Consider the following 18,982-nt stretch of genomic DNA (forward strand, 5'->3'; position numbering starts at 1 on the left):
GTTGTGGAAATAATTGCCGATACGTCGCGGCGGCTACTCGTCGAAGAGGCTGTCGACGATTCGCTCGGGGTCGAACGGTTCGAGGTCGTCGTAGTCCTGCCCCGTCCCGAGGAACAGAATCGGCTTGCCGGTGACGTGGGCAACGGAGATGGCCGCACCGCCTTGCGGATCGGCGTCGGCTTTCGTCAGCACCGCCCCGTCGATTTCCGCCGCGTCGTTGAACTCGCGGGCGCGGTTGACGGCGTCCTGCCCGGCGACGGCCTCGTCGACGAAGATGGTCATGTCCGGGTCGATGTTCCGGTCTATCTTCTCCAGTTGGGCCATCAGGTCGTCCGAGGTGTGGAGACGGCCGGCGGTGTCGCCCAGCACCACGTCCACGTCGTTGGCCTTCGCGTACTCGACGGCGTCGTAGACGACTGCCGTCGGGTCCGAGCCCTGTTCGTGAGTGATTATCTTTTTCCCGAGGTTCTCGGCGTGTTTCTGGAGTTGCTCGTTCGCGCCGGCCCGGTACGTGTCGCCGTTTGCGAGTACCGTCGACATGCCGCGGTCCTCGAAGTACTTCGACATCTTGGCGATGGTCGTCGTCTTCCCGACGCCGTTGACGCCGGTGAAGACGATGACGACCGGACTGTCTGCCTGCTGGACGCGCTCGCCGAAGTCGAACTGGCCGACGCTGATAACGTCGTACAGCGCCTCGCGAAGCGCGTCCCGGACGAGGTTGCCCGTACTCGACAGGCGGCGGCGGGTCTGGCCGGTGAGGTTCTCCTCGACGCCGGCCAGAATCTCGTTGGCGACGGTCATCTCGACGTCGCTCGACAGCAGGGCCAGCTCGAGGTCGTCGAGGTGCTTCTGGAGGTCCTCCTCCTCGATGACCGTCTTCCCAGTGGCCATTATCTTGGCCTTCTCGGTCAGACTGCGGCTACCGCCGTCGTCGGTCGCCTCGCTCTCGTCCGGTTCGTCGCCCTCGGCAGATGCGTCGCTCTCGGGCGACGAGTCGGCGGGTTCGACGCCGCCCGGCGGTTCCTCGGCCGCCGTGTCGACGTCTGCGGTCGTCTCCGGTGACGCGACCGCCTCTGCCGTCGGTTCGACCGTCTCCTCGCCGGGTCCGCCCTCGGGAACGTGCTCGTCGGCGTCCGCCGCCACGGGGTCGTCCTCAGCGGGTTCCTCCTCGACGGCCTCCTCGTCGACGTCCTCTTCGACGTCGCTGGTGAAGCCGCTGAGTTTGTCCTTCAGTCCGTCGAACATGGCGGCCTTACTCGTCGCTCTGCTCTTCTTGCTGCTGTTGCATCATCTGTTGCATCTGCTGTTGTTGCATCTGCTGGGCCTGCTGTTCGAGTTCCTCCTTTTCGGTTTCGACTTCGGCGATTTCGGACTGGAGGTCCTCGATGCGGTCGTCCAGCGTCTCCTTTTTCGTTTCGAGGGAGCTAACGGCGCCCTCCTGGTCGCGTTCGGCGGCGTAGCCGCCACCCAGCGAGACGACGACCTCGTCGATGTCGTCGACGGTCGCGCGGATGTAGGCGTCGCCGCCCACCGGGACCTGCACGGTCGATCCGGATTCGAGCGTCTCGATGGCCTCGATGGCCTCGTCGGCCTCGGTCTTTTCCTGTCGGAGACTCTCGATTTCGTTCTGGATCGCCTCTATCTCCTGGTCCATCTGCTCGATTTCCTGGGAGATCTGCTGCATCTGACCGCCGCCACCGCCACCCATCATGCTGCCACCTCGTCGATGGTGATCTGGGTGCGCTTGAGGTTGTGCTGGGAACCGAGGTTGCTGAGGATGCGCTCCTCGGCGACGTTCTCGTTCGGTGCCTCGACCTCTGTCTCGAACTCCTGGGGCCCGTCGCGGGCCGGGAAGCTACCGCGGACAGTGTACGTGCTCATACCATTCGGTGCGGGCAGGACAGGGAAGTATCTTCCCTTTCCTCGCGTTTTGCCCTCCCGCTCAGTGTGCCTCGCGAACGACGCCGGCAGAGACAGTCGACCTTTATTATCGCATGCAGCGTCGAACGGGACGAGACAGGTGGATCCCGACCGTTCACCGTTCGAGCGCGACACGGGGGGTCGTTTGCCGCTGGATCGACAGCTCTCGGAATCACACGCCGTGCTCTGGGCGGTCGTCATCCTCGCGTCGCTGTTCGACATCGTGACGACGATGGTCGGCCTCGAACGGGGTCTGACCGAGGGCAACGCCGTCGCACGGGCATTCATCGAGACGTACGGCACGCCCGGCGTCGGCCTGCTGAAGTTCAGTGCGCTCGTCGTGGTCGTCGTCTGCTGGGCGTGGTTCGACGACCGGCGGGCGACGGCCGTCCTCACGGCGTTCGCCCTCGTGTCGCTTGCCGTCGTCGCGTCGAACGCGATGACGCTGGCGTCGGTGTGAGTCGACCGGTCACTCCTCGCGGGCAGCGGCGATCATGTCGCCGCCACACTCCGGACAGGACGGCCGAAGCACGTCCGTCCTGTACTCACATTTCCGGCAGACGAGCACTTTCCGGCCTGTCGCAGACGGCTCTCGCTGGACCATGGACGAACGTTCACGCCGACAGATATTAACAGTTGACACGAGGTGGGGGCGAGCGAGTTTAGCCGGTCCCGGCCCAAGCAACACACATGGCCACGACGTACGAGTGCGTCTGTGGGGCGACGCTCCGCTATCGGCAGGACATGACTCGGGAGCGGAGTGGGACGGGACGCACGTGGGTCTGTTCGGACTGCGGGATGCCCGTGCCGGGCGTCGTCGCAGAGCGACTCAGTCACCAGCACCCGTCGTGAGAAACGGCGAGCCGAACGGTCAGTCGATGTATCCCAGCGCCGCGTCGATACGGCCCAACTCCGGCCCGGAGGTGTCCGACCCGCAGACGTAGCCGTAGTCGTTGGCGACGAGACCCGACCCGACGAGCGGTCCGCCGTAGTTGACGGTGCCGATGTCGGCGGGCACGTCGAGCAGGTCTTCGAGAGCGTCCAGTTCGCCGTCGGTCGCCTTCGGATGACAGAGGACGCCGCTGTTGGTGGCGACGGCGGCGGTGCCGACGGTGTTGACGCCGGCGATGACGCCGCGTTCGACCGGGACGCCGAGACCGTCTCGCACCGCCTGAACGGCCTCTCGGGAGAGGTCCGGGTGGACGTACGCGCCCGAATCGTTACAGCAGACGACGTTTCCGGCCGCGTTGATGCGGCCCGGCAGTTCCGTCACCGGGACGTCGACGACGTCCTGGATGCGCTCGATTTCGGTCTCACGGACCCGCGAGGAGACGAGGAGTCCGTTCTCGTTCCCGGTCGCAAGAGCGCCGACGGTGGCCGAGCGGCCGACCGTCGTCTGGACGACCGGGACTTCGAGTTCCTCGCCGAGGTCCGCACAGAGGGATTCGTCTAAGTCGGGGCGGACCAGCACGCAGTCGTCGGTCGCACGGGCGAAGACACCGACGTACGACGATCCGGAGAATGCCGCGCGGAGCAACGTTATTCCGCGGTCTCGGCTTCTACGACTGCTTCGCCCTCTTCCTCGAATCGGGCGGCGCGCACGCGAAGCTTGCTCGGCGGATTCGAACGGCCCTTGGCCCACGTCGTCTCGTTGATCGAGGGGTCGATACGGACGGCGTCCTCATCGACGGAGAAGTGCTTTGCCAGGTGCTCGCGGACGAGGACCATCGCCTTGTCGGCGCGCTTGTGCTTCGGTTCGGCTCGGGCGTCTCGGAGCGGAATCGTGACGACGCGCTCCTCGAAATCACTCGCGCTCATTATTCGTCAGTGTCGTTCCGCCGCCAGTGGCGACGCTTGTGGTTGCGCTGGACCTCCCGGTCGGTCTTGAGCATGACCCAGGCCGGGACGCGGCTGTTCTGGTTGTCGAGTTTGGCCAGACGCTTCTTTTTGGCCTTCGACTTCTTACTCATGGTGTCCCGAGTGTTCCGCGCCACGACTTAAATTCCTTCCTTTTCCGGCCGCGCCGTGTGGCGGGACTCGAACGCAACCCGGCGTTATCAGGGCTTGTAAGCGGGCGCGTAGAATTAAGTAGTGAAATCAGTGACACTCAGTCGATGAAACGCCGGTCGGTACTACGAGCGTTTGGGGCAGGATTAGCCGCCGTCGGAGCCGGCTGTCTCGGGGGCGGTGGCGAGGTCATCGTGAGTATCCAGCAGGACGTCACCATCGACCCGGGGAGTGCGTGGCTCGAAGAGGACATCCCCGACCTCTCGGACTCGGGCGGGTCCATCGAGTACATCGTTCGGTCGAAGACGCCGTTTGACGTCTACTTCTTCGCCGACGAGGCGGCGTTTACCGAGTACGACACCTACATCAAGGGCCGGGAACCGGACAGCACGCCGCCCGGTCACCCGAAGTTCAGCCAGACGGCACTGCCAAAGGACGAGTCGGACCTCTACGAGGCGTCGACGACGGACGGTGGCAACCGCGAGTCCGTCGACACCGCCGGGCCGTACTACTTCGCCGTCGACCACTCGAACTACCGGATGGAGACGCGCGTCGGCGAGTACGACGACCCGCTGACGGCCTTCGTGGACCTGAAAGTCGTCCGGAAGCGCTCGCCGCTCTAGACGAGTGCCAGCGGAATCATCGCGAGCGCACCCATCACGACGCCGGCCAGCAGTTCTCGTTTGCCGCCACCCTGTAGGCTCTCGCCGTACTCTAACGCTTCGGGGACGAACTCGGTGACGACGAGGTACACCATCGCGCCCGCGGCGAACCCGAAGCCGAACGGGAGGAACTGCTTGGCCAGCGTGACGAAATAGTAGGCGATGACTGCACCCAGCGGTTGTGGGAGCGAGGAGAAGACGGCCCACCAGACCATCCGCCACTCGCTGATACCGAGCGACCGGAGCGGGATGGCGATGGCGGTTCCCTCCGGGATGTTGTGGATGGAGATAGCGATGGTCATGAACACGGCCAGTAGCGGGACGGCCGTCCCCGCGACCAGCAACGTCTCGCCCGGAGTGACGCCTTCCAGTCCGAGTTCCGCGAAGGAGACGCCGACGGCGACGCCCTCCGGAAAACTGTGGACGGTGAGGATGCCGAGGATGAGCAGGAGTTTCTTGAAGTCGGCCTGCTCGAACTGCTTCGGGTTGTGGTCGACGTCGTCCAGCACTCGGTCCGCCCCTTCTACGAGAAGGACGCCAGCGAGTACGCCGGGCAGCAGAAGTAGCGCCCCTCCGTAGGCAAGCCCCTCCCGGACGAGGCCAAACAGCGACGCGGCGACCATGATGCCCGACGCGAGTCCCCACAGCACCACGTTCCAGCGGTCCGAGAACTCCTCTACGAGGAAGAACGGAATCGCGCCCAGCCCCGTCGCTAACGCCGTGAGGAGACCCGCGACGAAGACGAAGGCGACGTTCTCGAAGGCGACCATGCCGGAGCTACGAGAGTCGCCCTCATAACAATTATCACGAACCTGATTGTTTTTCGGTCGGCCTAGAGCCGGGTTCTGTCAGTCATAGTGTTACAGATGAGACAGTACTGTACTCGGGACCGTCCGACCGCAGGACGCTCTCGGTGAGTCGTACCTCCTCGACCTGTAACCGGCCCACGTCGGGGTCCTCGGTCTCGACGACGCGCTGGACCTGCTCTTTCCCGCCGGCGTGGTCCATCCGGGCGATGGTCGCGTGCGGCGTGAAGTCGTGGTCCTCCGGGTCGAAGCCCATGGCGACGGTGCGGTCCTCGATGGCCTCGTGGAGGGCCGTCAGTTCGGCGCCGCCGTGGCCCGCGCGCACGCCGACCCAGACGACGCTGATGTACTCCAGCGACGGGAACACGCCGAGGCCGCCAAAGTGCGCCTCGAAGGGGTCGACGCCGCTGTCCGCGACCGCCCGTTCGAGTTCGGCGGTGAGGTCGTCGACGCGGTCGGGGTCGGTGTCGCCGAGGAACTTCAGCGTCACGTGGACCTGACCGGGGTCGGTGAACCGAAGCCCCGACGCACCCTCGAAGCGCCCCTGTACGTCGCGCACGGCGTCTTCGAGGCCGTCGAGGTCGACGCTGACGAACAGCCGTTTGCTCATACTCGGCCGTACGCGGGCCGGCCACTTCGTCGTGGGTGGTCGCGACCGAACGGTTTACTCGCTGGGCCCCCACCGACCGGTATGGACGACGTCGCCCTCCTCCGTCGGACCGTCCGCCGCTGTACCGCCGTCGTGGTGACGGCGCTCGGACTGGTGCTCGCCGCCCTCGCCGGGTCGACGGCGTCGCCGGTCGGTGTCGCCATCTCGTTCGGCGCGCTCCTGTATCTGGCCGGGAGCCTCGTCTTCGTCCCCGAGTCGGGCCGGGCGAGCGACGACGAGAACGGCCCGGCAAACCGGAGTGAGTCCGGGACGTAGCCCTTAACCGCCCTGACCGTCAATCGGAACGTATGACAGACCGAGAGCCCGAGGACCACGAGTTCTCCGAGGGACAAGGGTTCGACGACCCCTACGAGGGCTTCGACCTCGAACCCCCGGAGTTCGAGGTGGACCCCGACAAGGTCGACCCCGTCGACTCCCGCGTCGTGACGGACCTGCTCGACCGGCGGAACGTCTCGAACGACGCCGTCGACCCCGAGCAACTGCTCGACGTCGGCCTCGAGTACATGCACATCAACCGCCACGAACAGGCCGCCGAGACGTTCGAGCGGGTCGCCCAGTACACCGAAGACGACCGCCTCGAACAGGAGGCCTGGACGAACAAGGGCGCGGCCCACGCAGAACTGGAGGAGTGGGACGCCGCCATCGGCGCGTACAAGGAGGCACTGAACGTCGAGGAGGACTCTGAACACGCCGCCACCGCCGAGACGAACCTCGCGTACGCGCTCTGGGAATCGGGCCGCTCCGAACAGGCGCTCGAACACGCAGAGCGGGCGGTCGAAATCGACCCCCGCTTCGCCGAAGCGTGGTACAACCGCGGCTTCTTCCTGCTTGAACGCGGCCTCGCCGAAGACGCCGTCGAAGCCTTCGACAACGCCATCAGACTCGGCTTCCGCAACGCCGACGTACTGGAAGAGAAGGCGCGCGGTCTCGAGGAACTGGGCGAGTACGAGGAGGCCGAGGAACTGGCCGACGAGGTCAAGGAGATGCGCGAGAACGCCGAAGAGCAGTTGCTGGAATGATACTCAACGAGCGCGAAACCGACGAGGGACTGCTCGTCTCGGTCTGTGACCCGGACATCATTGGCGAGACGTTCGAGGACGGCCCCGTCTCCCTGACCGTCGACGAGGAGTTCTACGGCGGGGACAGCGTCTCGGAGGAGGAAGTGATCGACAGTCTCGCCCGGTGTAGCGTCGCCAACATCGTCGGCGAGGAAAGCGTCCACGTGGCCGTCGAACACGGGTTCGTCGACGAGACGAACGTCCTAGACGTCGACGGCACCCGCCACGCGCAGTTGCTCTGGCTCTGAGCAGGTGCCGACGCCTACGTCACCCGGATTCTGTCCAGTTTCCACCCGCCTTCCAGCACGACCAGCCGAATCGTCTGTGCGCCTCGCGAGAGATCCACCCGGGCCGTGACCTCTCCCCACCGGTCCCACCCACCGGTCGGGTCGAACCGGATCCGCGTCCGTGGCTTCCCGTCGACGGCGATGCCAACGCCACCACCGCCGAACCCGTCGGCCGCGGCGACCCGTAGCGTCACGTCGTGTGGCCCGGCCTCGCGCGCGTCGACGGCGTAGGTCAGCCACTCGTCGGTGACCAGGAGGTCGGTGTCACCTCCCGTGGCGAGCGGGGCGTCGTCGTAGCGCCAGCGGCCGTCGTGGTGGTAGATGCGGTACGCGCCGACCGGAATCGTCCCCGGGAGTTCGTGCCGGCGCATCTCCGGTTGCTCGTGGGCGCCGTCGCGCCGGCCGTGCCACTCGTGGCCGTGTTCGGCCCGGTCGGTACGCACGCGGGTAACCGGTCCTTGCTCGTCCGTCTCTGGGTCCCCCATAGTGCACTGTCCCACACCGACAGCGGTCATTGTATTGTGGCAACTAACCACACAGTAGACGGTGACTACGCGCTCGCCGACGAAGGTTTAGGCGAACCGAAGGAAAGTTGCCCGTCCAGCCCGTGTGTTCCGTTAATGGGACAGACCGATATCGAGCCGCTCGACGTCGAGGCCATCCGCGAGGATTACCCCATCCTCCAGCGGGAGTTCGATGGCGAGCAGGTCGTCTATCTCGACAACGCGGCGACGACACAGACGCCCGAACCGGTCGTCGAGACTATCGCCGACTACTACCGGACGACGAACGCGAACGTCCACCGGGGCCTCCACCAGTTGAGTCAGGAGGCCTCCATCGCCTACGAGGACGCCCACGACCGCGTCGCCGAGTTCATCGGCGCCTCCGGGGAGCGCGAGGAGATCATCTTCACGAAGAACACCACCGAGAGCGAGAACCTCGTCGCCTACGCGTGGGGCATGAACGAACTCGGCCCCGAGGACGAGGTGGTGCTGACGGAGATGGAACACCACGCCTCGCTCGTGACGTGGCAGCAAATAGCGAAGAAGACCGGCGCGACCTGCCGCTACATCCGCGTACAGGAGGACGGCACGCTGGACATGGACCACGCCCGCGAACTCATCGGCGACGACACGGCCATGGTCAGCGTCGTCCACGTCTCGAACACCCTCGGGACCGTCAACCCCGTCTCCGAACTCGCCGACATCGCCCACGACCACGACGCCTACATCTTCGTCGACGGCGCCCAGTCGGTCCCCAACCGCCCTGTCGACGTGGAGGCCATCGACGCCGACTTCCTCGCCTTCTCCGGCCACAAGATGGCCGGTCCGACCGGCATCGGCGTCCTCTACGGCAAGAAACACATCCTCGAAGAGATGGAGCCGTACCTCTACGGCGGGATGATGATATCTAAGGTCACCTTCGAGGACTCGAAGTGGAACGACCTCCCGTGGAAGTTCGAGGCCGGCACGCCCGTCATCTGTCAGGGCATCGCGCTGGCGGAGGCCTGTGACTATCTGGACGACATCGGCATGGAAGCGATTCGCCGCCACGAGAACGAACTCGCCCAGTACGCCATCGAACAGCTAGAGGGCGAGGGCGACATCGACATCCTCGGCCCCCCCGCCGGCGTCGAACGCGGCGGCCTCGTCTCCTTTAACCTCCAGGACGTCCACGCCCACGACCTCTCCTCTATCCTCAACGACTCGGCCGTCGCCATCCGCGCCGGCGACCACTGCACCCAGCCCCTCCACGACAAGTTGGGCGTCGCGGCCTCCGCGCGGGCCTCCTTCTACGTCTACAACACCCGCGAGGAAGTCGACAAACTAATCGACGCCATCGACGACGCCCGGCAGCTGTTCGCGTAAGGCGACGGCACACAGCAGTGGGCGGACAGACGGACGACTCGCTCGTCTAGGGGTTCCGAGTGGCCTCGAACAGCGAGCGTAGCACCGGTCAACAGCACCGCCGCCCGACCATTCAAACCGCGGAGGCACGAACCCCGGCACATGGCACTCGACGACATCGACCTCGACTACGTGCGGCTGGGCGAGACGGGACTCTCGGTCAGCGAACTCTCCTTCGGGACGTGGCGGTTCGGGCGGGAGACAGCCGACGGGACGCTCGAAATCGGCGAGGAGCGCGCCCACGAACTGCTCGACGCCTACGAGGCGGCCGGCGGCCGGTTCATCGACACCGCCGACGTGTACGGCGGCGGTGACAGCGAGGACTGGATCGGCGACTGGCTGACCGAGCGTGACCGCGAGGAGTACGTCCTCGCCTCCAAAATCTACTGGCCGACCCGCGAGGACGACCCGAACGGCCGCGGCCTCGGGCGCAAGCACATCCGCCGGAACATCGACCTGATGCTCGACCGTCTGGGCACGGACTACCTCGACGTGTTGTACATCCACCGCTGGGACGAGGACACGCCGGCCCACGAACTGATGCGGACGCTCACCGGCCTCGTCGACGACGGCAAGGTGAACTACCTCGGGGCGTCGACGTTCGAACCCAACGCGTGGCGCGTCGCGCAGGCCAACGAACTCGCCGAGCGCGAGGGGCTGGAACCGTTCACCGTCTCACAGCCGCGCTACAACCTCGTCAACCGGGAGGTCGAAGGCGACTACCTCGATATGTGTGCGCACTACGGACTGGGCGTCTGTCCGTGGAGCCCGCTGGGGCAGGGCGTCCTGACCGGGAAGTACGACCGCTCTGACCGCGACACCGACGCCTCGGCCGGCCGGAGCGAGGACTGGAAAGAGTCGTATCTCACCGACGAGAACTTTCACGTCGTCGACGAGGTGCAGGCCGTCGCCGCCGAAGTGGACGCCACCCCGGCACAGGTGTCGCTCGCGTGGCTCATGCACCACGACAGCGTGGCCGTGCCGCTCGTCGGCGCTCGCACGGTCGAGCAACTCGAAGAAAACCTCGGTGCGGCCGACGTCGACCTCTCCGCCGAACAGTTCGAGCGACTGGCCGAGTCGAAGGCCGGCCCCTACGAGAACATCTGAACGGCCTGCCGTCAGGTCTCGCCCCACTCCCACCGGCTTCGCTCGATAGCCTCGTCGAAACGCACCACCGACTCGTCGAACGTCTCCGTGTCGGCGTCCGTGTGTTCGACGGCGTATCAGCCTCTCGCGAGCGCTGTCCAGTGCTGCCTCGATCCCACGCCAACTCTCGGCGGTTCGCTCTATGTAGGCATCCACCTCCTCGGCGTCCCCGTCCGACGACAGTCCGTCGAGGCCCGCTCTCTGTGCGAACACCTGCCTCGGAACGCTTTTCCGACGGAATGCCGTACCTGTTGCCAACAATGGGTATCGGCGGCTCAGACATGTACCGGCAGCAGATTCTCGACCACTACAAGAACCCTCGCAACACCGGCGAACTCGAGGACCCGACGTTCACACACGTGGGTGAAAACCCGATGTGCGGCGACGAGATACGAATGGACGTCGTCCTCAGCGAGGACGAAGAGACGATCGAGCGCGTCGTCTTCCGCGGTGATGGCTGTGCCATCTCACAGGCGTCGGCGTCGATGCTCACCGAGAAGCTCCACGGCATGTCCGTCGACGAACTGCAGGAACTGGACCGCGACGACATCGTCGACATGCTCGGGGTCGACATCTCCCCGATGCGAATCAAGTGTGCCGTGCTGGCCGAGAAGGTGGCACAGGACGGCGCAGAGATATACTTCGGCGAGAAGGACCTCGACAAGACGACGACCGAAGACGACGACTGATCACAGCAGCGACGGCCGCGGCAGGAACCGCGCCCGACAGGTCCGGCACGCGACGATACCGTAGTGGTCGAGACACTGGTGTTCTTCCCCACAGAGTTCACATTCGAGTCGGTCGCCACGCTGTCCGTCCGACCCGAACGGGGTCGTCCGTCGTTCGCTACTCCGCCGAATTGAGGGGAGCATTCCGTGGTCGAACGTAGCGCGTGCTGGCGTATAAGTAGCCGCCCTATGCAGTGTACGGGTAGCTTCTGACCGATCGGTCGCGTCACGAGTGGCGGTATCACGGGTCGAGAAGGTTTATCGACCCGGACTCGATGCGTCCGTGTATGACCGGCGGTAACGACTGGAACCCCGACGACTACGACGACGGCCACGGCTTCGTCTACGAGTACGGCAGTGACATGTTGGACCTGCTGGACCCGAAACCGGGTGAACGGATCCTCGACCTCGGCTGTGGGACGGGCCATTTGACGGCCGACATCGCCGACACCGGCGCCGAGACGCTCGGTATCGACGCCTCGGCGGAGATGGTCCGGCAGGCCCACGAGGCCTACCCATCGCTCGACTTCGAGCAGGCCGACGCCCGAGCGTACGCGTCAGCGGGGTCGTTCGACGCCGTCTTCTCGAATGCGGCACTCCATTGGATTCCCGGGGCGGACCACGATGCCGTGCTGTCGACCGTCGCCGACGCGCTGACCGCCGACGGCCGGTTCGTCGCGGAGTTCGGCGGCCGCGGAAACGTCCGGCACATCACCGACGCGCTCGAAGCCGAACTCGCCGAGCGTGGCTACGAGGTGGACCATCCGTGGTACTTCCCGAGCATCGGCGAGTACGCGCCGCGACTCGAGTCCGCCGGGTTCGAGGTGCGGTTCGCGCGGCTGTTCGACCGGCCGACGACGCTAGACGGGGGCGATACCGGCCTCCGTGAGTGGGTCGGGATGTTCGGTGACGAGTTCTTCGAGAACGTCGCGGCCGAGGAGCGCGAGCGAGTGCTGGACGCGGTCGAAGACCGGTTGCGGGGAGCGTTGTTCGAGGCCGACAGCGAGACGTGGACCGCGGACTACCGGCGACTTCGTTTCGTCGCCACGAAGTGACCGCACACGGCGAGGCGACGACCGCTGGGTCAGACCGGGCGGAGGTGGTCGTCGCGGGGTTCCCAGAGCGCCCCGGCCATCCGCAGTTCGTACAACGTATCGAGCGTCTCGCCGACGGTCCACCCCTGTTTGCTCGTCGCCGCGGCGACGATGCCGACGGGGATACCCCGTTCGAAGTACTCGTCCAGCGCGGCGAGGACGGGGCTGAGGTCACCGTCATCCGGCGCCTGCGTCACGGCGGGGTGGTCGGCGAAGACCCACGCGACGTCGCCCCCGGTGAGGCGGCGTCGGCGGCGGTAGAACTCGACGACGTCGTTGGCCGTCGACGCCTCGATGCGTTCGCCGGTCTTCGTACACCGCGCGATGAACGGGACGGAGTCCTGTTGGCTCATGTCTTCTCAGGCCTCGTAGGCTTCCTGTGCCAGCCGGTGGAGTTTGTGGACGGTGTGTTCGTTCGGCCCGAGTTGGGCTTGTGCCAGCGCCCCCGACTCGAGCCCCTCGTACTGGCGTTCGACGAGTTCGAAGTCCTCCTCTTGCAGTTGGCGACTCGTCTGGACGAACTCGCGTTCGTCCTCGGACATCTCGGCGGACTCGAAGTAGTAGTCGGCGATGAGTTGGAACCGCCCCTCGTCGATGGGGTCGATGATGTACGTGCCGTAGCCGTCGGCGGTCCCGTACATGTTCACCGTGAAGTTCGGCCAGAAGTAGTAGAACTTCGCCTCGTGTTCGTCGTGGATGCGCATCTCGTCGTCGACGTCCTCGGCGTGAGTGTAGTGCAGAACCCAGTAGTAGTCGTTGACTTCGAGTTCGGAGTCGTTCAGTTCGATACCGGAGATCCAGTCCTGGTGGTTGGCGTGGCAGTGGTCACACTCGGAGTAGTTGCCGGCGAACGTCTTCCAGTTGCACTCGACTTCGGAGACGTAGCGGGCGGCGTGTTCGTACTCGCCGAGCGGCAGGGTCTCCAGTTCGTCTTTCAGCGTGCCGGCCTGTTCGGCCAGCGGCATCGGGTCCTCGGCGAAGTTGAGGAAGACCAGCGGGCCGATGCGGTCCGTCTCGACCTCTCGGAGGCCGTTCGCCTCCGGGTCGAGTCCACACACATCCGCGTCGTCTAAGTCAGGGTTGAGGCCGGCCTCCTCGAAGCTCTTTGGCGTGCTCGTGAGGTCGCCGTCGAGGTCGTAGGTCCACATGTGGTACGGACACCGGATGCGACCCATGTTCCCGGGGTCGGTCATCGGCGTGTCCTCGACCATCTTCGAGCCGCGATGTGCACAGACGTTGAAGAACGCACGTACCTCCCCCTCGGCGTCGCGGACGACGATGACCTGTCTGTCCCCGACCGTCCGGGTGAAGTACGCCCCCTGCTCCTGTATCGCGTTGGCGTGGCCGGCGTAGACCCAGTACTCGCCGAATATCTTGTCTTTCTCCATTTCGTGGACTGCGGGGTCGGTGAAGTACCGCGCCGGGAGCGCGTTCGTCTCGTCGGTGATGTCGGGACTGACCGCCTCTACCTCGTCGTTCGTGGTGTTCCACCGCGTCATACGTCGAATCATATGCCCAACAGCCCCATGGGACTTCACCACAGATGACACGCCATTTAAGTACCACACGGCGTCGGCGGGCCGCGCTCACTCGTCGAGGAGGACGTCTTCGACGAGTTGTCGCGTCCCTCGACGGAGGCGACCGCCGACGGCGGTCGGACAGATGCCGAGACGGTCGGCCAATTCGGCCTGTGTCGTCTCGCGTGGCTCCTCGAAGTAACCGCGCCGATACGCTTCGGTCAGCGCGCGTCGCTGTTCCTCACTGACGGCCGTCACAGCGGTGTCGGTCATCCCGTGCTGGTCGTAGACGCGGATCAGTTCGAAGGCGATTCCCTCCGACCGGCAGTACTCCCAGAGTTCGGCGATGGCCTCCCGGTCGGGCAGTTGCAACCGGAGTCGCCACCCGGCGTCGGCCGTCCGCGCCTCCAGTACTAGCCCGCCCAGTTCCGTGACCTTCGGCGAGAGGAGTTGTGTCTCCGAGCGGTGTGTGAACCGATACAATCGGGTGCTATCCGACTCGGAGACGACCATCGCCTCGGCGACAGTCTCGTCCCGTTCGACGGCCGCGTCGAAGCGGTCGAACTCGCCCGACTCGCTCCGGACGAGAAAGAAGAACATCGACGTCTCGGGGTCGGTCATCGAGTTCGTTACGACGCGTACGTCTACCGACGGCACCCGTTCGATGGCGGGCGCCAGCGTCAGCCTCTCGTGTTCGATTCGGATGGCAGCAATCAGGCACATGTGACACTCCACGCGGTTGGGTGATGTAGCGAGACAGGCGACGCGCGGCCGTCACCCCGCCACAGCGGCCGCCTCGTCGGGTCGAACGAACCACACCTGCCGAGACGGTACCCGCTCTGACCGGTCGAACGTCCGGGTCCGACGCGACAGGTGTGGCTTGCGTTCACATAGACAGCGAGACGACCGGTTCGTGAATCACTCTTCAGACGTATTATTTCAGGCCTTTATACCGACCGCCGGAGTCGTCGGCGCGGACACCCGGCCGGGGCGTCGCTCGTCGCCGCGCCGAACTGAAAGACGTCGTCGCGCTCGGCGGCCGAGACCCCCAAATCGCGCCGGAGCGCGGATATCGAGGCCCGAACGGCGACTCGTCGAGGCTCAGGCCAGAAAGACGTGTCGCGGCCGGTCGGCCAGCACGTCCCGTCCCCAACTTACGGTATCGGAGAAGGCGTCCGAGCGGAAGAACGCCATCGCGTCCTCCTTGCTGTCCCACTGACTGGCGATGAACATGTCGTTCGCGTCGTCGCGGTTGGCGAGCAGCGCCGTCTCGCGGTGGCCGTCCATGTCCGCCAGCAGGCCGCCGACGGTGTCGAACTTCTCGACGAAGTCCTCGCGGTGTTCGGGCTTGACCGTGTAGAACATGCCCATCGTCCCGAACCCGTCGCTCTCGCCCTGTCGGCGGACGACGTCGGGCAGGTCCGTGAGGTACTCACTGGCCGTCTCGGCGGCGTCTTCGGTGTCCCACAGCGAGGCGACGGCCGTGGTGTCGGAGTCGAGGTCGGTGTAGACTGTCGTCCGGACGTGGGTGTCGTAGCGGTCGAAGGCGCTCCGGAGGTCCGCCACCTCGTCGGCCAGTTCGTCGGGGTCGGCCTCGGAGTAGACGACCAGCGCGTAGACGTCCTCGCCGTGTGGCTGGCCGGCGTAGACGCCCTCGGCTTCGAGTTGCTCGCGGATGGACTGGGAGGACGCCGCGGCCTGTTCGTGGTCCCCGCCGTCGTCCGCGGCGTCACCGTCACCCAACTGGCCGCCGAGTCGCTCCTCGACGCCCGCTAAGTCACCGAGGAACCCGGCGGCCGTCTCGGCGGCTTCCTTCGCCGTCCAGATGCTGACGACGTAGGTCTGGCCGCTCTGGGCGCGGACCGTCGTCGTGACGTGGCGGTCGTAGTGGTCGAAGCTCTCGCTGAGGTCCTCCACGTCGTCGACGATGTCCTCGGCGTCCGCCGAGGAGTGAAAGACCAGCGCGAAGTCGCCCGCGTCGTAGGCCTCGCCCTCGTGGAGGCCGAGACGGCCGACTCGCTGGGCGGCGTCGTCTATCTCCTCGAAGTCGCCCGAGACGTCCGGCCGGCCGCCGCTGTGACCCGAGTCGTCGTCCTCGTCGCTCGTCGGATGGTCGGCGTCGGCGCTCTCGCCGCCGTGGGGGTGGTCGCCCTCGCTCGCGCTCCCGGGGTGGGCACCGCCGTGGTCCTCGGCGTCCCCGGCGTGAGCGTGACCGGCGTCGGCCTCGGCGTGCGCGTCGGGCCGTCCCTGCCCGCCGCCCTCGGCGTGTGCGACCGCCTCCGCGGTGACCGGGTCCTCACCCGTGGGGACTCGCTGACCGGCGAGGACGGCCGGGAGGTCCGTCGGGTCGAAGCGCCGCCCGACGTAGAACGGCCCGAACTCGGCGAACTTCGAGGTGGAGGGGTCGAAGCGCATCTCGGTCAACAGTTCCTTGATGTTGGTCATGTCCTCACTCCAGAGGGTGATACCCCACTCCCAGTCGTCGAAGCCGATAGACCCGCAGATCATCTGGTTCACGTCGCCGCCGTAGCCCCGGCCGATGTCGCCGTGACGCTTGATGTGGGCGGCACGCTCCTCGAAGGACGTGTCGTACCAGTTCTGCTCTGGGTCCCGGCGCTTGCTCATCGGGTAGAAACAGACGAACTCCTCGTCGGGTACCTCGGGGTGGAGACGGGCCTGAATGTACTGTGCGAGGCCGGAGTCGTCGTCGACGTCGCCGTCGAAGTACTCGCGGGACTTCTCGGTGTACCCCGAGGCCTCGGTCACCGAGACGTAGGAGTACTCGCGTTCGGTGAACTGTGCGAACTCCGTCTGCTCGAAGTGTCGCTCGGCGGCGTCTAAGTCGCCCATCGTCGGCCGAAGGTGTAGAATCATGATGTCGGCCTTGTGGCCCAACACGGTGTAGACGGCCGTCTGGCCCTCCTCAGCGTCTTCGATGGCCTCGTACGCAGCGAGGAAGTCGATGCCCTCAGAGAGCGCACGGTCACGGACTCGCTGGGGGGCCTCCCGCCAGGCGTCCCAGTCGATGCGCCGACAGTCGTGCAGCACGTACCAGCCCTCTTCGGTCTCCGGGGGCTTCCGTTGGTCCATATCGGCGGGTTACAGTTCGACAGTAAGGAAACTTCCCATGTCGGCTAGCGGATCGAGCGCGCTGTCTCACTGCCGGAGAGCAGGCGACGGTGAACGGTATGCCGCCCGAGAGACGCCCGAAAACTGTCGATAGCGACGCCTTGTTGAAACACAGCCGGTGATCGGTTTCAGAAACCGTACTGAACAGAGCGAGCAGGTCGGTCGGGCAGGACTCTCGGTCCCAACAGTATGTGTCGGTCGGCGAGTTGCCGTGCGGTATCCGTGGAAGCTCTCGGACGCGACACGCCCACAGCACGCTGCCCTCGGCCCCCGAGTTCGATTGCACACGATTTAATCACAGTAATGACAATATATATCACTGTATCCGACGATGGATTGGCCCATGGTCCTCGATCGAACACCGCCACTACGTGAGTCCGTCGCCGACCTCGTCCGGCGCGCGTTCGTCGTCGAGTTGGGTAACATGGTCGCGCTGTTCGTCGGCGTCTATGCCGCCACTATCGCTCTGGACAACGCCCTCGACCCGTACTTCCTCGACAGCGACATCTCCCTGTTGCTCGTACGGAGCGTGCTCGTTTTGGTCGGGATGGGCGTGCTCGCCACGTCGTATGCATCCTGGCGGGGCTACTCACTCCCCGTGTCGATCCCCAATCGGACGGACGCATGGCTGATCGGGGCCGCCGTGGCCGGCACGGCAGTACTCGCTGTGCTCCCGTTCGGTCTGTTCGCCCTGCGCATGGGCGTCGGAGTCAGTCACGTCACGTCGACAGTCGCTGACTTGGGCGGAGTCTTCCTCAATCGGACGCTGATACGGACCGCGCTCTTCGTGTCGGGAATGGTCATCCTCTATCACGGTCTCGTTCAAGGAGGGCTTCAGCGTGTGCTCAGCGACGAGCGTGACCTCGTGGTCGTCGTGACGACGCTCTTGGGTGGGTATCTGGTGACGCCGACTACCCTCACGTATGGCACCTTCGCGAATGGGCCGTGGCTGTTCCTCTGGGGGACCCGCGCCGTGGTGGCGGTACTGTTCGTACTCGCACTCGCCGTCGCCGTCTACGCGGACGAGCGGAGCGACGACGACCGGGTGCGCGCGCTGGCACTGCTGCCCGTGCTGGTGACGCTCGCGCTCGCCGCCCTCGTCCTTACACTCGCGGCCGAAACCCCTCGCGGAGCACTCGTGGTGATGACTCGGGTGGCTGTAGTCGGCGTCGCGGCCTACGTGTACGACCGCACGGCGTCGCTGCTCTCCCCGACGCTCGTCTACGCAACCTTCGCCGTCGTGAGCGCCGTGCTCTACGCCGCAGCTTTCGACGCCGTACTCGGGGCCTGACTGGCGTCGAGAGGCCCACAGGCGAGTCCGAACCCACAATGACGCTATCTCACGCTCCCTCGATCACGCCCTGCTGAATTGCATCGCGCTATTCAGCAGGCGGTTCCTGTCAGGTTTTGAGACGTTCGATGCAGCCGATAGCGATTACTCCTCGACGCCGAAAATGCGGTGCAGTTGGGACTCGATTTCGGCGACGAACTCCTCTAAGACGACCTCGAACTTCTCGTCGTCGACGACGATGGCAGTGAGACGCTCCCGCGGGTCCTCGGGCAGTTCCACGTAGAACCCCTCGCTCTCGTCGTAGAACGGTTCGGACTCGTTGAGAATCTGCTGGTCGATGGCGTGGACGAGTTCCGAGTCGTAGCGGTCGTTCAGCACCTCGAAGGCCTGCTTGTAGGCCTTCTGCAGTTCCGGGAAGTAGTTTGCGTACTTGTCCTCGAACTGCTCGGGGTCGAACTCCGTCATTGGCGGGGACGAGGGCGGCCGAGGATAAAGGTGGCCCGGACTCGCTTTCAGGGCCGCATCGACCGGGCGTCTTTCTTTGGCAGATAGACGACGAGATACGCGACGAACGCGATGCCGAACAGACCGCCCAAGACGAGATACACCCGGACGTCGAGCGTCACGAGGACGGCGAGAATCTCTTCGAGGGTCGCTCGCGGGTCCGCGAAGCCGAACGTCTCCGTGTAGGCCAGCAAGCCGGCGAGGACGACCAACGCGAGATCGAACAGTTCACGCGAGTCCATTCGTCTCCTCATCT

Annotated in this window: 28 protein-coding genes; 11 read left to right on the forward strand and 17 right to left on the reverse strand. The window is 65.5% G+C overall.

The genetic code is table 11. The annotated features are described in order from the left end of the window. Window positions 1–33 precede the first annotated feature (33 nt). The 3 genes from ftsY to rpl18a are packed head-to-tail and all read right to left on the reverse strand — an operon-like array spanning window position 34 to window position 1,881. Entirely contained in the window at window positions 34–1,245 is a 1,212-nt protein-coding gene (gene ftsY, locus G9465_RS00910; protein WP_166966666.1) for a signal recognition particle-docking protein FtsY, read from the reverse strand. A 7-nt stretch (window positions 1,246–1,252) separates the two neighbouring features. Next, window positions 1,253–1,708 (reverse strand): prefoldin subunit alpha, encoded by a 456-nt coding sequence (gene pfdA, locus G9465_RS00915; RefSeq protein WP_166972821.1) that lies wholly within the window; start codon window positions 1,706–1,708, stop codon window positions 1,253–1,255. Further along, window positions 1,708–1,881, reverse strand: a complete 174-nt coding sequence (gene rpl18a / locus G9465_RS00920) for a 50S ribosomal protein L18Ae (RefSeq protein ID WP_166966668.1) — start codon at window positions 1,879–1,881, stop codon at window positions 1,708–1,710. The genes pfdA and rpl18a overlap by 1 nt, the downstream gene beginning before the upstream one ends. A 139-nt stretch (window positions 1,882–2,020) precedes the next feature. On the opposite strand from rpl18a, the gene G9465_RS00925 reads away from it, so the two are divergent. Further along, window positions 2,021–2,380: a DUF5658 family protein gene (locus G9465_RS00925; protein ID WP_166966670.1), complete on the forward strand. Its 360-nt coding sequence runs from the start codon at window positions 2,021–2,023 to the stop codon at window positions 2,378–2,380. A gap of 9 nt (window positions 2,381–2,389) precedes the next feature. Here G9465_RS00925 and G9465_RS25480 read toward each other — a convergent pair whose 3' ends face one another. Further along, window positions 2,390–2,524, reverse strand: coding sequence for a zinc ribbon-containing protein (locus G9465_RS25480; protein WP_227015661.1), 135 nt, complete (start codon window positions 2,522–2,524; stop codon window positions 2,390–2,392). Between the two features lie 86 nt (window positions 2,525–2,610). On the opposite strand from G9465_RS25480, the gene G9465_RS00930 reads away from it, so the two are divergent. Further along, entirely contained in the window at window positions 2,611–2,772 is a 162-nt protein-coding gene (locus tag G9465_RS00930; RefSeq protein WP_166966672.1) for a hypothetical protein, read from the forward strand. A gap of 19 nt (window positions 2,773–2,791) precedes the next feature. Here the strand turns inward: G9465_RS00930 and G9465_RS00935 are convergent, their stop codons facing one another. From G9465_RS00935 to G9465_RS00945, 3 genes are read right to left on the reverse strand one after another with little or no spacing between them, the layout of a single operon-like run. Next, window positions 2,792–3,457: a translation initiation factor IF-6 gene (locus G9465_RS00935; protein ID WP_166966674.1), complete on the reverse strand. Its 666-nt coding sequence runs from the start codon at window positions 3,455–3,457 to the stop codon at window positions 2,792–2,794. Window positions 3,458–3,459: 2 nt separating this feature from the next. After that, entirely contained in the window at window positions 3,460–3,738 is a 279-nt protein-coding gene (locus G9465_RS00940; protein WP_166966676.1) for a 50S ribosomal protein L31e, read from the reverse strand. After that, complete coding sequence (locus G9465_RS00945; protein ID WP_166966678.1) at window positions 3,738–3,890, reverse strand: 50S ribosomal protein L39e; 153 nt, start codon at window positions 3,888–3,890, stop codon at window positions 3,738–3,740. Before G9465_RS00945 ends, G9465_RS00940 begins: the two co-directional genes overlap by 1 nt. A 144-nt stretch (window positions 3,891–4,034) precedes the next feature. Here G9465_RS00945 and G9465_RS00950 point away from each other — a divergent pair, with 144 nt between their 5' ends. Next, window positions 4,035–4,550: a hypothetical protein gene (locus G9465_RS00950; RefSeq protein ID WP_166966680.1), complete on the forward strand. Its 516-nt coding sequence runs from the start codon at window positions 4,035–4,037 to the stop codon at window positions 4,548–4,550. Here the strand turns inward: G9465_RS00950 and G9465_RS00955 are convergent. Beyond that, complete coding sequence (locus tag G9465_RS00955) at window positions 4,547–5,359, reverse strand: ZIP family metal transporter (protein WP_166966683.1); 813 nt, start codon at window positions 5,357–5,359, stop codon at window positions 4,547–4,549. The two genes, G9465_RS00950 and G9465_RS00955, sit on opposite strands and share 4 nt — an antisense overlap. A gap of 82 nt (window positions 5,360–5,441) precedes the next feature. After that, entirely contained in the window at window positions 5,442–6,005 is a 564-nt protein-coding gene (gene thpR, locus G9465_RS00960; RefSeq protein WP_166966685.1) for an RNA 2',3'-cyclic phosphodiesterase, read from the reverse strand. Between the two features lie 81 nt (window positions 6,006–6,086). Here thpR and G9465_RS00965 point away from each other — a divergent pair, with 81 nt between their 5' ends. From G9465_RS00965 to G9465_RS00975, 3 genes are read left to right on the forward strand one after another with little or no spacing between them, the layout of a single operon-like run. Continuing rightward, the gene (locus G9465_RS00965) at window positions 6,087–6,320 is read left to right on the forward strand and encodes a hypothetical protein (protein ID WP_166966268.1); all 234 of its coding nucleotides are present in this window, start codon (window positions 6,087–6,089) and stop codon (window positions 6,318–6,320) included. 32 nt (window positions 6,321–6,352) lie between these two features. Beyond that, window positions 6,353–7,084 carry a tetratricopeptide repeat protein gene (locus tag G9465_RS00970; protein ID WP_166966687.1) on the forward strand — a complete coding sequence of 244 codons (732 nt, stop codon included), beginning with the start codon at window positions 6,353–6,355 and terminating at the stop codon, window positions 7,082–7,084. Beyond that, entirely contained in the window at window positions 7,081–7,371 is a 291-nt protein-coding gene (locus G9465_RS00975) for a DUF424 domain-containing protein (RefSeq protein ID WP_166966689.1), read from the forward strand. Before G9465_RS00970 ends, G9465_RS00975 begins: the two co-directional genes overlap by 4 nt. A 14-nt stretch (window positions 7,372–7,385) precedes the next feature. Here the strand turns inward: G9465_RS00975 and G9465_RS00980 are convergent, their stop codons facing one another. Beyond that, window positions 7,386–7,895: a carbohydrate-binding protein gene (locus G9465_RS00980; protein WP_166966691.1), complete on the reverse strand. Its 510-nt coding sequence runs from the start codon at window positions 7,893–7,895 to the stop codon at window positions 7,386–7,388. A 135-nt stretch (window positions 7,896–8,030) separates the two neighbouring features. On the opposite strand from G9465_RS00980, the gene G9465_RS00985 reads away from it, so the two are divergent. The 3 genes from G9465_RS00985 to sufU all read left to right on the forward strand — a co-directional run bounded on the left by G9465_RS00985 (window position 8,031) and on the right by sufU (window position 11,152). Beyond that, window positions 8,031–9,278, forward strand: a complete 1,248-nt coding sequence (locus tag G9465_RS00985; RefSeq protein WP_166966711.1) for an aminotransferase class V-fold PLP-dependent enzyme — start codon at window positions 8,031–8,033, stop codon at window positions 9,276–9,278. A gap of 141 nt (window positions 9,279–9,419) precedes the next feature. Further along, window positions 9,420–10,424, forward strand: coding sequence for an aldo/keto reductase (locus G9465_RS00990; protein ID WP_166966712.1), 1,005 nt, complete (start codon window positions 9,420–9,422; stop codon window positions 10,422–10,424). 299 nt (window positions 10,425–10,723) lie between these two features. Then, the gene (gene sufU, locus G9465_RS00995; RefSeq protein ID WP_166966713.1) at window positions 10,724–11,152 is read left to right on the forward strand and encodes a Fe-S cluster assembly sulfur transfer protein SufU; all 429 of its coding nucleotides are present in this window, start codon (window positions 10,724–10,726) and stop codon (window positions 11,150–11,152) included. Here the strand turns inward: sufU and G9465_RS01000 are convergent, their stop codons facing one another. Next, on the reverse strand, window positions 11,153–11,335 hold the full coding sequence (locus G9465_RS01000) for a hypothetical protein (protein ID WP_166966715.1): 183 nt from the start codon (window positions 11,333–11,335) through the stop codon (window positions 11,153–11,155). Window positions 11,336–11,478: 143 nt separating this feature from the next. Between G9465_RS01000 and G9465_RS01005 the strand changes: the two genes are divergently transcribed. Further along, window positions 11,479–12,246 (forward strand): methyltransferase domain-containing protein, encoded by a 768-nt coding sequence (locus G9465_RS01005; protein ID WP_193571722.1) that lies wholly within the window; start codon window positions 11,479–11,481, stop codon window positions 12,244–12,246. A 29-nt stretch (window positions 12,247–12,275) separates the two neighbouring features. Here the strand turns inward: G9465_RS01005 and G9465_RS01010 are convergent, their stop codons facing one another. The 4 genes from G9465_RS01010 to G9465_RS01025 form a co-directional block, all read right to left on the reverse strand. Then, complete coding sequence (locus G9465_RS01010; protein ID WP_166966718.1) at window positions 12,276–12,638, reverse strand: hypothetical protein; 363 nt, start codon at window positions 12,636–12,638, stop codon at window positions 12,276–12,278. A 6-nt stretch (window positions 12,639–12,644) separates the two neighbouring features. Continuing rightward, the gene (locus G9465_RS01015; RefSeq protein ID WP_166966719.1) at window positions 12,645–13,784 is read right to left on the reverse strand and encodes an aromatic ring-hydroxylating dioxygenase subunit alpha; all 1,140 of its coding nucleotides are present in this window, start codon (window positions 13,782–13,784) and stop codon (window positions 12,645–12,647) included. 87 nt (window positions 13,785–13,871) lie between these two features. Continuing rightward, complete coding sequence (locus G9465_RS01020; protein WP_166966721.1) at window positions 13,872–14,525, reverse strand: helix-turn-helix domain-containing protein; 654 nt, start codon at window positions 14,523–14,525, stop codon at window positions 13,872–13,874. 378 nt (window positions 14,526–14,903) lie between these two features. Then, window positions 14,904–16,892, reverse strand: a complete 1,989-nt coding sequence (locus G9465_RS01025; RefSeq protein WP_166966722.1) for a heme-binding protein — start codon at window positions 16,890–16,892, stop codon at window positions 14,904–14,906. A 382-nt stretch (window positions 16,893–17,274) separates the two neighbouring features. On the opposite strand from G9465_RS01025, the gene G9465_RS01030 reads away from it, so the two are divergent. Continuing rightward, window positions 17,275–18,222, forward strand: a complete 948-nt coding sequence (locus G9465_RS01030; protein ID WP_166966724.1) for a hypothetical protein — start codon at window positions 17,275–17,277, stop codon at window positions 18,220–18,222. A gap of 144 nt (window positions 18,223–18,366) precedes the next feature. Here G9465_RS01030 and G9465_RS01035 read toward each other — a convergent pair whose 3' ends face one another. Together G9465_RS01035 and G9465_RS01040 are read right to left on the reverse strand one after the other, a co-directional pair. Then, the gene (locus G9465_RS01035; protein ID WP_166966725.1) at window positions 18,367–18,687 is read right to left on the reverse strand and encodes a DUF5783 family protein; all 321 of its coding nucleotides are present in this window, start codon (window positions 18,685–18,687) and stop codon (window positions 18,367–18,369) included. Between the two features lie 47 nt (window positions 18,688–18,734). After that, the gene (locus G9465_RS01040) at window positions 18,735–18,968 is read right to left on the reverse strand and encodes a hypothetical protein (protein ID WP_166966726.1); all 234 of its coding nucleotides are present in this window, start codon (window positions 18,966–18,968) and stop codon (window positions 18,735–18,737) included. Between the last annotated feature and the right edge of the window lie 14 nt (window positions 18,969–18,982).

This window comes from Haloarcula sp. JP-L23 (assembly GCF_011602445.1).
Lineage (GTDB): Archaea > Halobacteriota > Halobacteria > Halobacteriales > Haloarculaceae > Haloarcula > Haloarcula pellucida.

Bases quoted from the DNA above. Each gene is read 5' to 3' on its own strand.
- G9465_RS00945 (WP_166966678.1), bottom strand. From the start codon at position 3,890: ATGAGTAAGAAGTCGAAGGCCAAAAAGAAGCGTCTGGCCAAACTCGAC.
- G9465_RS00950 (WP_166966680.1), top strand. From the start codon at position 4,035: ATGAAACGCCGGTCGGTACTACGAGCGTTTGGGGCAGGATTAGCCGCC.
- G9465_RS00970 (WP_166966687.1), top strand. From the start codon at position 6,353: ATGACAGACCGAGAGCCCGAGGACCACGAGTTCTCCGAGGGACAAGGG.
- G9465_RS01015 (WP_166966719.1), bottom strand. From the start codon at position 13,784: ATGACGCGGTGGAACACCACGAACGACGAGGTAGAGGCGGTCAGTCCC.
- G9465_RS01030 (WP_166966724.1), top strand. From the start codon at position 17,275: ATGGTCCTCGATCGAACACCGCCACTACGTGAGTCCGTCGCCGACCTC.
- G9465_RS01005 (WP_193571722.1), top strand. From the start codon at position 11,479: ATGACCGGCGGTAACGACTGGAACCCCGACGACTACGACGACGGCCAC.
- G9465_RS01020 (WP_166966721.1), bottom strand. From the start codon at position 14,525: ATGTGCCTGATTGCTGCCATCCGAATCGAACACGAGAGGCTGACGCTG.
- G9465_RS00955 (WP_166966683.1), bottom strand. From the start codon at position 5,359: ATGGTCGCCTTCGAGAACGTCGCCTTCGTCTTCGTCGCGGGTCTCCTC.
- G9465_RS00965 (WP_166966268.1), top strand. From the start codon at position 6,087: ATGGACGACGTCGCCCTCCTCCGTCGGACCGTCCGCCGCTGTACCGCC.
- thpR (WP_166966685.1), bottom strand. From the start codon at position 6,005: ATGAGCAAACGGCTGTTCGTCAGCGTCGACCTCGACGGCCTCGAAGAC.
- G9465_RS01040 (WP_166966726.1), bottom strand. From the start codon at position 18,968: ATGGACTCGCGTGAACTGTTCGATCTCGCGTTGGTCGTCCTCGCCGGC.
- rpl18a (WP_166966668.1), bottom strand. From the start codon at position 1,881: ATGAGCACGTACACTGTCCGCGGTAGCTTCCCGGCCCGCGACGGGCCC.
- G9465_RS00940 (WP_166966676.1), bottom strand. From the start codon at position 3,738: ATGAGCGCGAGTGATTTCGAGGAGCGCGTCGTCACGATTCCGCTCCGA.
- G9465_RS01000 (WP_166966715.1), bottom strand. From the start codon at position 11,335: ATGCTCCCCTCAATTCGGCGGAGTAGCGAACGACGGACGACCCCGTTC.
- G9465_RS01025 (WP_166966722.1), bottom strand. From the start codon at position 16,892: ATGGACCAACGGAAGCCCCCGGAGACCGAAGAGGGCTGGTACGTGCTG.
- G9465_RS00985 (WP_166966711.1), top strand. From the start codon at position 8,031: ATGGGACAGACCGATATCGAGCCGCTCGACGTCGAGGCCATCCGCGAG.
- G9465_RS00930 (WP_166966672.1), top strand. From the start codon at position 2,611: ATGGCCACGACGTACGAGTGCGTCTGTGGGGCGACGCTCCGCTATCGG.
- sufU (WP_166966713.1), top strand. From the start codon at position 10,724: ATGGGTATCGGCGGCTCAGACATGTACCGGCAGCAGATTCTCGACCAC.
- G9465_RS01035 (WP_166966725.1), bottom strand. From the start codon at position 18,687: ATGACGGAGTTCGACCCCGAGCAGTTCGAGGACAAGTACGCAAACTAC.
- G9465_RS01010 (WP_166966718.1), bottom strand. From the start codon at position 12,638: ATGAGCCAACAGGACTCCGTCCCGTTCATCGCGCGGTGTACGAAGACC.
- ftsY (WP_166966666.1), bottom strand. From the start codon at position 1,245: ATGTTCGACGGACTGAAGGACAAACTCAGCGGCTTCACCAGCGACGTC.
- G9465_RS00990 (WP_166966712.1), top strand. From the start codon at position 9,420: ATGGCACTCGACGACATCGACCTCGACTACGTGCGGCTGGGCGAGACG.
- G9465_RS00975 (WP_166966689.1), top strand. From the start codon at position 7,081: ATGATACTCAACGAGCGCGAAACCGACGAGGGACTGCTCGTCTCGGTC.
- pfdA (WP_166972821.1), bottom strand. From the start codon at position 1,708: ATGGGTGGCGGTGGCGGCGGTCAGATGCAGCAGATCTCCCAGGAAATC.
- G9465_RS00980 (WP_166966691.1), bottom strand. From the start codon at position 7,895: ATGGGGGACCCAGAGACGGACGAGCAAGGACCGGTTACCCGCGTGCGT.
- G9465_RS25480 (WP_227015661.1), bottom strand. From the start codon at position 2,524: ATGGTCCAGCGAGAGCCGTCTGCGACAGGCCGGAAAGTGCTCGTCTGC.